14 protein-coding genes and 1 pseudogene are annotated in these 10,114 nt (G+C 33.0%); all 15 read right to left on the bottom strand.

The features are described 5' to 3' along the window. Positions 1-46: 46 nt before the first annotated feature. Positions 47-211, bottom strand: coding sequence for a hypothetical protein (locus tag K1X44_08305; protein ID MBX7147294.1), 165 nt, complete (start codon positions 209-211; stop codon positions 47-49). A 375-nt stretch (positions 212-586) separates the two neighbouring features. Further along, positions 587-751, bottom strand: coding sequence for a hypothetical protein (locus tag K1X44_08310; protein MBX7147295.1), 165 nt, complete (start codon positions 749-751; stop codon positions 587-589). 236 nt (positions 752-987) lie between these two features. Beyond that, positions 988-1,155 carry a hypothetical protein gene (locus K1X44_08315; protein MBX7147296.1) on the bottom strand — a complete coding sequence of 56 codons (168 nt, stop codon included), beginning with the start codon at positions 1,153-1,155 and terminating at the stop codon, positions 988-990. Positions 1,156-1,387: 232 nt separating this feature from the next. Further along, on the bottom strand, positions 1,388-1,558 hold the full coding sequence (locus tag K1X44_08320; GenBank protein MBX7147297.1) for a hypothetical protein: 171 nt from the start codon (positions 1,556-1,558) through the stop codon (positions 1,388-1,390). A gap of 240 nt (positions 1,559-1,798) precedes the next feature. Next, positions 1,799-2,125, bottom strand: coding sequence for an N-acetyltransferase (locus tag K1X44_08325; GenBank protein ID MBX7147298.1), 327 nt, complete (start codon positions 2,123-2,125; stop codon positions 1,799-1,801). Continuing rightward, positions 2,126-2,269, bottom strand: coding sequence for a hypothetical protein (locus K1X44_08330; protein ID MBX7147299.1), 144 nt, complete (start codon positions 2,267-2,269; stop codon positions 2,126-2,128). 150 nt (positions 2,270-2,419) lie between these two features. Beyond that, on the bottom strand, positions 2,420-2,764 hold the full coding sequence (locus K1X44_08335; protein ID MBX7147300.1) for an iron-sulfur cluster assembly accessory protein: 345 nt from the start codon (positions 2,762-2,764) through the stop codon (positions 2,420-2,422). A gap of 18 nt (positions 2,765-2,782) precedes the next feature. Beyond that, entirely contained in the window at positions 2,783-3,148 is a 366-nt protein-coding gene (locus K1X44_08340) for an SUF system Fe-S cluster assembly protein (protein MBX7147301.1), read from the bottom strand. Then, positions 3,148-3,603: an SUF system NifU family Fe-S cluster assembly protein gene (locus tag K1X44_08345; GenBank protein ID MBX7147302.1), complete on the bottom strand. Its 456-nt coding sequence runs from the start codon at positions 3,601-3,603 to the stop codon at positions 3,148-3,150. Before K1X44_08345 ends, K1X44_08340 begins: the two co-directional genes overlap by 1 nt. Further along, positions 3,603-4,853, bottom strand: a complete 1,251-nt coding sequence (locus K1X44_08350; protein MBX7147303.1) for a cysteine desulfurase — start codon at positions 4,851-4,853, stop codon at positions 3,603-3,605. The genes K1X44_08345 and K1X44_08350 overlap by 1 nt, the downstream gene beginning before the upstream one ends. Continuing rightward, the gene (sufD, locus tag K1X44_08355) at positions 4,831-6,225 is read right to left on the bottom strand and encodes a Fe-S cluster assembly protein SufD (GenBank protein ID MBX7147304.1); all 1,395 of its coding nucleotides are present in this window, start codon (positions 6,223-6,225) and stop codon (positions 4,831-4,833) included. The genes K1X44_08350 and sufD overlap by 23 nt, the downstream gene beginning before the upstream one ends. Continuing rightward, the gene (gene sufC / locus K1X44_08360) at positions 6,222-6,992 is read right to left on the bottom strand and encodes a Fe-S cluster assembly ATPase SufC (GenBank protein ID MBX7147305.1); all 771 of its coding nucleotides are present in this window, start codon (positions 6,990-6,992) and stop codon (positions 6,222-6,224) included. Before sufC ends, sufD begins: the two co-directional genes overlap by 4 nt. A gap of 2 nt (positions 6,993-6,994) precedes the next feature. Next, complete coding sequence (gene sufB / locus K1X44_08365; GenBank protein MBX7147306.1) at positions 6,995-8,458, bottom strand: Fe-S cluster assembly protein SufB; 1,464 nt, start codon at positions 8,456-8,458, stop codon at positions 6,995-6,997. Next, positions 8,455-8,925: pseudogene (locus tag K1X44_08370) on the bottom strand (SUF system Fe-S cluster assembly regulator). The gene sufB and the pseudogene K1X44_08370 overlap by 4 nt, the downstream one beginning before the upstream one ends. Before the next feature lie 141 nt (positions 8,926-9,066). Further along, entirely contained in the window at positions 9,067-9,753 is a 687-nt protein-coding gene (locus tag K1X44_08375) for a hypothetical protein (protein ID MBX7147307.1), read from the bottom strand. Positions 9,754-10,114: the final 361 nt, after the last annotated feature.

The raw sequence follows: 10,114 nt of genomic DNA on the forward strand, positions 1-10,114 counted from the left end.
TATAAAGTGGGTTTTTTGTTATCTAATTTATGGAAGAAAAATAATTTTATGGAAAACAACGTGGAATATGTTGTGTTACTTGATCACAATATCCTAAAGACAATTGGATCTGATCATTTTTTACGATGATTTTATTTGTTGGATTCGAAATATGCGCAAAAGCGGAAAAAGATGTTAAGAAAGTTAATGTAATTAATATAAGTCGTATCATAATAATCCCCTTAAATTAATAGATAAAATTAACTATATAGCATTAGATTAAAAAATATTATTCATTTATGTCAACATATAAAATTATATTTAAATAAAGAATCATAAAATATTTGTATAAAAGATCTTTTTTTCATTATTATTATAAATTTTTATAATTTATAATTAAATATAAAAATTTATAATATTTCAACAAAACAATAATAAATAAAAAAGTTAAAATAAGTTAATAAAATATGTTTACGTAATAATCTTCTTTTTTAAGCGAAGATCAATATTATTTTGCATCTCTTACACTTAGTTCTGCTGTAAAACTATCAAAAAAAATCCCCACGAGGTGGGGATTAAGTCTAATTTAGCATAGATAATATGGAAATTATGGTAAACATCTGATTTTAATTGGGGGTTCTAAATCACTGCAACGGGCTAGGGCTAATTGTTGTGATTTTGGGGTAATAATTTTATCATTTGTCGTTGAAATGTTAGCGAAAGCAGTTGTTGATGAAAAAACTGCTAATGTAATTAATAGAATACGTGTCATAAAAATCTCCTTAAAATTAAAGTACATGATTAAGTAGGATAGATAAATCTAAATTAAAAATATGTTATTTATTCATATGTATAATATAAAATTCTAATGATATTAATTATAATTTTATATATATAATTATTATATAATAAATAATTTTTATTTAAAAGGACTACATAGAATTAAAAATTAAAATCCCTTATTTTCATAAGGGATTTTAATTTTAGTAGGGGGGGGCAAAATTTAATTTATGGTAAACAACGTTTAATAACTTTTGGGTCAACTTCGCCACAAAATCCTAAAGACAATTGGATTTGATTGCTTTTAACAATGCTTTTATCTGCCAAAGTTGGAACGTTGGCAAAAGCAGTCATTGATGTAAAAAATGTGAATATAACTAATAGAATACGTGTCATAAAATAATCTACTTAAATTAAAATAATTAATAAAAACAAAATTATAATATTTTAAATGAAAGTGATATATCTTATATAAGTCAAGATATAAAATTATAATAAATAAAATAAAAATGAAATTTTATTATTTTTTATAATATTTTTATTAATAAAAATAAATAATAATTGTGTGTAAAATGAAAAAGGCTGTAATTATTTACAGCCTTTTTAACATGATTTTAAATTTAAATAATTATAGGCATTTATCCCAAAGAGGTGAATTTGGTGGCAAATGATCACATAATGGTCTTGCTAACTGCATACCATCTTTTGATGAGTTTTGTGGATTTGTTGATGGGGCTGTATGAGCAAACCCTACAACTGGGGTAAAAAGAACAGCAATTGCCAAAAGTTTTTTTATCATAAATTTGTTCCTTAAAATATAAGTTTAAAATAATAGTAAAATTTTAGAAAATTAATTTTCTAAGTCAATATATTTTTAAATAAAATTACATTTTTTTATAAAATATTTTATTTTATTAAAAATATAAAATGTTTTATGAAAAAAATTAATCAAGTAAAATAGAATTAGAGTAAAAATTTATATAATTATAAAAATACGGTATTTATTTAATTTTATTTTAATAAAAAGCAGGGTGATAAGTTACACAACCTTTGGGAATCGAATTAAAAAAGGATAAACAAGAAAATATTCCAGGGGAATATTATCGAAAGTAAGATTGGAATCATAAATAAACCCGAATTTTTTATAATAATTTGGATCCCCTACAACTACAATACCATGCGCCCCTTCGTTTTCCATATTTTTTAACGTAGCTTTAACTAAAATATGCCCAATTCCCCGTTTTTGGTAGGATGGTTTGATACAAATTGGACCTAACCCATACCAATTTTGATCTTTATTGTCGATCCAAACGGGTGAACAAGCACTATACCCTATAAGGGTCTCGTCATTATTTTCTACCACCAATCATAAAGTTAATGCCCCCTCTGCTCGTAATCTATCAACTATGATATGTTCATTATGATGACTATGGGAATGATCGATAAAAGCTTCCTGAATTAAAAGACTAATAGCTTCTTTATCATTGGGTTGTTCTAATCTGATGTTCATTATACATATAGAAATGGGTTATAAATACTGAATACTAATACCATTGTTGCCAACAGATAGATAATTTACCAGGCAAGCTTAGCTAATTTCCATGGCAAAAAATAGTTTCTAATAGGGAATAATTATTCTTAATGAAAACTATCCCTCATATTAAATATGAAAGGATTGTCCACACCCACATCTACCTTTTTCGTTGGGATTATTAAAAACAAAACCAGAGTCAAATTTGTCTTCCTTATAATCCATTTCACTACCAAAAATAAACAGGGATGCTTTGCTATCAATATAAAGGGTTACACCTTTATCTTGGATAATTTCATCTAAAGGTTCTGGAGAGGTTGCGTAATTGACCGAATAACTTAAACCTGAACATCCTTTTGTGCTAAGGCTAATGCGAAGGGCCGTTGCGTCACCTTGTTTTTGATCTAATAAAAAACGAACGCGCTCTGCGGCTTTATTGGTTAAGGTAATGGCGTTTTTTAGTGCTTGTGTCATAATATTATTCCTTTTCTATTATAACCAATTTAGCTCGAGCTTGGCAACCTCGGACATCATGGATTTATCCCAAGGTGGATTAAAAACAAGTTCTACATCAACATCAACAATATCTTTAACTGTAAGTGCTGCATTTTTGACCAAGCCTGGCATAGTACCTGCAACAGGGCAACCCGGTGCTGTTAAGGTCATAACAATACTTGCGTGATTTTGATCATTAATATGGATTTCATAAATAAGCCCTAGATCATAAATATTCACAGGAATTTCAGGATCATAAACTGTTTTCAGCGCATCAATAATTTGTTCTTTTAACAAAGACTTTGATTTTTCTGAATTACTATCAGTTTTTGTTGGATCGGATGGTGTTTGTAGTGTTTCCATTATTCTGTTGTCGCTTTTTTTTCATGTTTAAGGGCAGCCATTAAGGTATGCCAAGCAAGGGTGGCGCATTTAACCCGCATCGGGAATTGTTTAACCCCTGTCAGAATTTTAAGAATATCATAGGTTTGATCATCAGATGGTGCTGCGTCAGGATTATCATGGGTTAAAAGCTGATGAAAATAATCAAAAAAATGATGAGCTTGTTGTTCGGTTTTGCCTTTAATAATTTCTGTCATTAAAGAAGCGGATGCCATGGAAATGGCACATCCTTTACCCTCAAATGCAATAGGATTAACAATGCCATTTTTAAGAGAAAGATAAACGGTAATTTTATCACCACATAATGGGTTGTCACCACGTGCTTCATACATATAATGATTGGGATGACCAAAATTGCGGGGGTTTTTATTATGGTCAAGGATAATTTCTTGATATAATTCGCGTAAATCGGACATTATTTAAAAATTCCTTCAACTTTTGTAAGCGATTTCACCAAAAAATCAATATCTTGGAACGTGTTATACATACCAAAAGATATACGTATGGTACCTGCTATATTATAATGATCCATGGTGGGTTGGGCACAATGGTGTCCCGCACGTACCGCGATACCGTCTTGGTCTAAAATGGTTGCAATATCATGGGGATGGATGCCATCAATGATAAAAGATAAAATACTTGTTTTGTCAGGGGATGACCCAATGATTTTTAAATTTTTAATGGAAGGTAATTGTTCTAAAGCATAATCTAATAAAGATTTTTCATGCTGACCTATCGCATCCAAACCAATGGTTTGGACATAGTGAACAACAGCACTTAATCCCATAATACCAGATATATTTGGGGTACCTGCTTCAAAACGGGTTGGAACATCTGCATAATCCGTTTTGGCAAATGTTACATTTTTTATCATGCTTCCCCCACTTTGGTAGGGGGGCATTTGATCTAATAAATGCTTTTTACCATAAAGAATGCCTGTACCTGTTGGTCCATATAATTTATGACCAGTAAAAACATAAAAATCACAATCTAATTTTTGGACATCGATTTTCATATGGGGGACAGCTTGGCACCCATCAACTACAACAACCGCCCCCTGATCATGGGCCAAATCTATGACCGTTTTTAATGGACATAAAATACCTGTTGAATTTGTAATATGACCAATACCAACAATTTTTGTACGTGGATTTAATAATTTTTTATAGGCATCTAAATTAATACTTCCATCTTCGTTTAAAGGAATAACCTTAATATGGGCACCTTTTTCTTCAGCAATAATTTGCCAGGGGATAATATTAGAATGATGTTCGGATGTTGATAAAATAATTTCATCATCTTTATGTAAAAATGCTTTTCCATAACTTGCCGCAACAAGGTTAATCGATTCACTGGCATTTCTGGTAAAGACGATTTCCTGTTCGAATTGAGCGCCTAAAAATTTGGCAATTTGACGCCGGATATTTTCATAAGCTTCGGTGGCTTTACCACTTAAATAATAAGCACCGCGATGAACATTGGCATAATCTCTTTCATAATAGGACCTGACAGCATCAATCATGCATTTTGGTTTTTGGGCGCTTGCCGCACTGTCCAAATAGATTAAAGGTTTGCCATTAACCAATTGGCTAAAAATTGGAAAATCACGTCTGATTTTCTCTATATCATAAGATGACACAGATTTATTTTCTTGACGTAAGGCCATTATCATACATTTTTCCTTTTTCTAACGGATGGTGAATAGCAAAACTAAAGGCATCTTTAACCTTTGCATGGGTTATATCATTTAGGCTTTCTTCAATAAATCCACCTATGACTAAACGTTGGGCTGTATCTGGATCAAGGCCGCGGCTCCGTAAATAAAAAAGTTCATCTTCACGAATTTGACCGCTTGTTGTGCCGTGTGAACATTGAACATCATCAACATAAATTTCTAATCCTGGCTTGGAACTGGATTGAGCATGGGGTGATAAGGTTAAAGTTTTATTTAATTGCTGACCATTACCTTTCACAGCTTCTTTTTCCATAATAATATTACCTTGGAAAATGCCATGACTATAATCATCAAGAATACCTTTATAGGATTGTTTGCTTGTGGTTGCATAAGCTTGATGATTTATTTCTGTGTAAATATCTGTATGATTTTTATCATTTAAAATGTAAAGCCCGTTTAATTGGCATTGGCTATGATCCCCTTGCATAAAAATTGAAAGGTGATGCCGGTTAAGGACAGTTCCATAGGTTACATAAAAATTTTCATAGTTAGCTTTGCTGTCTAAAACAACGTTAGTTTCAGCTGTATGGAATGAAAGCTCATGTTCTTCATGGTATTTGTAATGGCGTAATTTGGAATTTTTACCAAGTTTGATATTAAGGGAAGGTAAAGACCAGCTGGAAAATTTATTATTTGTTTCCCGAATATAGGTTTCAACGATTGTTAAATCAGCATGGTCCTGTACTGTAATATGGTGATATATTGGGCAGGCCACATCTTGATCGGTTATATAGTGAACAAGATGAAGAATGGGTTCAATAAGTGTATTGGCTGCAACATTAATAATTAATCCTTGATTAAGTAAAGCTAAGTTCAGAAAACTTAATCCATTTGCTTTCGAAGCAATTCCTAGATTTTGAATAGTTGGAACTTGTTCTTTTGATGTGGCCAAAACATCGGTAAGAGATTGAATAAAAAGACCCGAAGGTACATCATTTTTACTGGATAAATCGGGACGGTATTGTCCATTAACCATCATTAAAAGATGGGCGGTATGAAGTTCAGTTAACAAGGGATGATGACCCAACGAAAATAATGGTAACAAATTGTGTGCAGATTGATCACTAAAATGGGCTTGGCTTAATTTATTAAAATTTGTATAGCGCCATTTTTCGTCTTTGGGATGGGGTAATCCCTTTTTTTGGGCAGTAATGAAAGCTTGATGACGTAAATTATGTAACCATGAATGATGATGCCCTGCCAATTGGCCAAGCTTGGTTTCATCTAGCCCCATATGGGGTAAAGGTAATCCTTGATGTAAAGATTTGCCCGACTGTGTAGGTTTGTTGGTGCTCAAAATCATGCGGCACCTTTACGATTTTCTTTTAAAATGGGGGCATATCCTTCTTGCTCAAGGGCGAGGGCCAAATTTTTATCCCCCGATTTAATAATTTGTCCATCTGCTAAAATATGAATTTTATCAGGGATAATATAATCCAATAAACGTTGATAATGAGTAATAACCAAAATAGATTTGTCCGGGGATTTTAAACTATTAACACCTTCAGATACAGTTTTTAATGCATCAATATCAAGACCTGAATCTGTTTCATCTAAAATAGCAAAACTTGGTTCTAAAAGCGCCATTTGTAAAATTTCATAACGTTTTTTTTCACCACCTGAAAACCCTGCGTTAACGGAACGGCGCATCATATCATCATGAATGCCTAATTTTTTTTGCTTTTCTTTAATAAGATTAAGAAATTCAAGTGCCCCTAATTCAGGGAGGTTGCGAGATAAACGTACAGCATTAAGGGCGGCACGTAAAAACTGATTACTTCCAACCCCTGCAATTTCTATGGGATATTGAAAGGCAAGAAAAACGCCGGCGCGGGCACGCTCTTCAATGGACAGGGCTAATAAATCTTGGCCTTTATAAAAAATTTGGCCTTCTGTTACATCATAGCCGGATCTACCTGTTAACACATAGGATAGGGTACTTTTGCCCGAACCATTAGGTCCCATAAGCGCGTGGATTTCACCAGGATAAATGGCAAGATTTACCCCTTTTAAAATGGGTTTATTATCAACAGACACATGAAGATTACGAATATCGATAAGAGCTTGCATAATTATCCCACACTTCCTTCTAAGCTTAAACTTACTAATTTTTGGGCTTCAACAGCAAATTCCATTGGTAATTCCTGTAAAACTTGTTTACAAAACCCATTAATGATTAAAGACACAGAATCTTCGGTTGAAAGACCACGTTGTTGACAATAAAAAATTTGATCTTCATTAATTTTGGATGTGGTTGCTTCATGTTCAATGCTTGCTGTTTGATTACGATTTTCTATATAAGGTATGGTATGCGCCCCACATTCATGACCGATTAAGAGAGAATCGCATTGGGTATAATTTCTGCTATAGTCAGCCCCTGGCATCATACGTACCAATCCACGATAGGTATTTTGGGCGTGACCTGCAGAAATACCTTTGGAAATAATGGTTGATTTTGTCCCTTTACCCAAATGGATCATTTTGGTTCCTGTGTCTGCCTGTTGATAATTATTGGCAATCGCAATTGAATAAAATTTACCAACTGAATAATCTCCTTGGAGAAGACAGCTTGGATATTTCCAAGTAATGGCCGATCCTGTTTCCACCTGGGTCCAAGAAATAATTGAATGGTGGCCCCGACATGCGCCACGTTTGGTTACAAAATTATAAATACCACCTTTACCATTTTCGTCGCCTGGATACCAATTTTGGACCGTCGAATATTTAATTTCTGCATTATCGAGTGCCACTAATTCCACAACAGCCGCATGGAGTTGATTTTCATCGCGCATCGGTGCAGTGCATCCCTCTAAATAACTTACGTAACTATTTTTATCAGCTATGATGAGGGTACGTTCAAATTGCCCAGTTTGCGATGCATTAATACGGAAATAGGTTGAAAGCTCCATGGGGCAGCGCACACCCTCTGGAATATAGACAAAAGAACCGTCTGTAAAAACGGCAGAATTTAATGTTGCAAAAAAATTATCAGAATAGGGGACAACACTTCCCAAATATTTTTTGACAAGATCTGGATATTTTTGGATAGCTTCAGAAATAGGACAAAAAATAACACCCGCTTCTTCCAATTTATGACGAAATGTTGTGGCCACAGAAATACTATCAAAAACGGCATCAACGGCAACGCCTGCTAGCATTTGCTGTTCATGCAAGGGTATGCCCAATTTTTCATAGGTTTTTAGGATTTCTGGATCAACCTCATCCAAACTATTTAATTTTGGTTTTTTCTTAGGCGCGGCATAATAATAGGCATCTTGATAATCAATGGGCGGATAATGAATTTTTGCCCATGTTGGTTCAACCATTGTTTGCCATAAACGAAATGCTTTAAGGCGCCATTCTAAAAGCCAAGTGGGTTCATTTTTTTGCGCGGAAATAAACCGCACCGTTTCCTCGTTTAATCCCTTGGGTGCTTTTTCTGTTTCAACATCGGTGACAAAACCATATTTATATTTATGATTTAAAGCTTCCATAGTTTTATCTTGCTCAGTTATAGGGGTAGCTGGTGTTGTCATAAAGTCACCTTAAGGGATGAATGATTGGGTAAGGGTTCAGATGCATGGTTTATCTTATTATGTGGATCGTTGCTTATCTCAGCCAAAGAAAGATTGGTTAGAGTTTTTTGAATAGCTTCATTAATCTTTTGCCATCCTTTTTTTGTAGGACAGCAAACTTCAACTTCACATTGGTGATTGTTGGTATCCGCACATAAAGTAAGGGCAATAGGACCATCGATAGCCTTGATAATATCTGCAACTGAGATATTTTCAGCTGATCTTATTAATCTATATCCACCTTTGGCGCCACGCTGCGAATCTAAAAGCCCGTGTCTACCTAACGCTGCAAGAATTTTACTTACTGTGGGGGCAGGTATATTTGTAGATTTGGCTAAATCATGGGTATTAAAAGCAAGTGAGTTGTATTTTGACATGTAACTTGTCAAAACAACAGCATAATCAGCTAAACGACTTATACGAAGCATATCATATACTCATAATAATTTAGGAATATTAATTCAGACTAAAATAGTCTGAATATATTAATAATATGTGTAGATTTTTTGTCAAGTCAAGAAGGATTAAATTATAAAGATCTAGCCAATGTATAAGGTAGATATTTAAAATTAAAAATGGACAACGCTTATGGGTGTTTTATATGGATCATTCTTAAATTTATCAAGTTTCTTACCATCGTTTTTATCTTGGCTACTACGATCAAATGGACTGTTTATACTATCGTGATTATAGAAAAAGGTTTTTTTATCACTAGGCTTATTAAGCATATTGAGGATTGCATCTAATTCGGTCTGGGATATTCCAGATGCAGAGACAGTTATTTCACCAATTCTTGTATTATAAATGATGGTGATAAGTTTTTTTCCAATCTCTATTATATAGCTAGTTGTGCCATCTTTGTTTATTTTTCTACCTTTATTGATTGTAATGGCAGTTTCTGCATGAGCAAGAAGTGATTGGGCAGACATAGTTTTTATTTTTGTATTGCCTTCAATTAAAAAACCTTGTTTTTTATCGTTTAAATAACGAACAATGCTCCCGTCTTTATAGGTTCGTATAGTTAAAACCGTTCCCATTACAGGTGTTTTGGTTTCTATATAATCTTTTGTAGGTAAGGTAATAGAGTTAGATTGATTGGCAAGCATCATTGCTTCATCCAAATGGTTTTTTATTGTATTTATACAATTTATTTGATTTAACTTTGGCCCACAAAGAGTTTCAGAAAAAGCATAGGAAGAATAAAAAATAGAACTATAAAAAAATACTTTTAAAAGTAATTTTATGGGTGAAGCCATTTTTATTTAATTCCTAGAAACATATAAATTTGTTTAACAGTTTGAAACTATAATATATTTAGAGCAGATGATAAAGTAATTTTATAATACAATTGAATTTTTTTAATATATTTATAAATATCTTTAATAGTTACGAATAAAACAAGATGTTCTGTAATACAGAAGATCTTGTTTACTCTTATTATAAGAAGTTTTTATTTAAGGAATTTTATCTGGATTTGCTTTTTCTCGTACCCTATCTTTTGATTTTGATGCAGAGTTTTCGCCATCTTTACCATTATTAGCATTGTAAAGATTACCTTCACCAACGGAGGTATTGCTACGTGTTAATCCCTTAGATAAAGATTGGGGTAGAGGGGTT

It is taken from the genome of Alphaproteobacteria bacterium (genome assembly GCA_019695395.1).
Lineage (GTDB): Bacteria > Pseudomonadota > Alphaproteobacteria > JAEUKQ01 > JAIBAD01 > JAIBAD01.

Bases quoted from the DNA above. Each gene is read 5' to 3' on its own strand.
- sufD (MBX7147304.1), bottom strand. From the start codon at position 6,225: ATGATTTTGAGCACCAACAAACCTACACAGTCGGGCAAATCTTTACAT.
- K1X44_08315 (MBX7147296.1), bottom strand. From the start codon at position 1,155: ATGACACGTATTCTATTAGTTATATTCACATTTTTTACATCAATGACT.
- K1X44_08330 (MBX7147299.1), bottom strand. From the start codon at position 2,269: ATGAACATCAGATTAGAACAACCCAATGATAAAGAAGCTATTAGTCTT.
- sufC (MBX7147305.1), bottom strand. From the start codon at position 6,992: ATGCAAGCTCTTATCGATATTCGTAATCTTCATGTGTCTGTTGATAAT.
- K1X44_08375 (MBX7147307.1), bottom strand. From the start codon at position 9,753: ATGGCTTCACCCATAAAATTACTTTTAAAAGTATTTTTTTATAGTTCT.
- K1X44_08335 (MBX7147300.1), bottom strand. From the start codon at position 2,764: ATGACACAAGCACTAAAAAACGCCATTACCTTAACCAATAAAGCCGCA.
- K1X44_08340 (MBX7147301.1), bottom strand. From the start codon at position 3,148: ATGGAAACACTACAAACACCATCCGATCCAACAAAAACTGATAGTAAT.
- sufB (MBX7147306.1), bottom strand. From the start codon at position 8,458: ATGACAACACCAGCTACCCCTATAACTGAGCAAGATAAAACTATGGAA.
- K1X44_08320 (MBX7147297.1), bottom strand. From the start codon at position 1,558: ATGATAAAAAAACTTTTGGCAATTGCTGTTCTTTTTACCCCAGTTGTA.
- K1X44_08345 (MBX7147302.1), bottom strand. From the start codon at position 3,603: ATGTCCGATTTACGCGAATTATATCAAGAAATTATCCTTGACCATAAT.
- K1X44_08350 (MBX7147303.1), bottom strand. From the start codon at position 4,853: ATGGCCTTACGTCAAGAAAATAAATCTGTGTCATCTTATGATATAGAG.
- K1X44_08305 (MBX7147294.1), bottom strand. From the start codon at position 211: ATGATACGACTTATATTAATTACATTAACTTTCTTAACATCTTTTTCC.
- K1X44_08310 (MBX7147295.1), bottom strand. From the start codon at position 751: ATGACACGTATTCTATTAATTACATTAGCAGTTTTTTCATCAACAACT.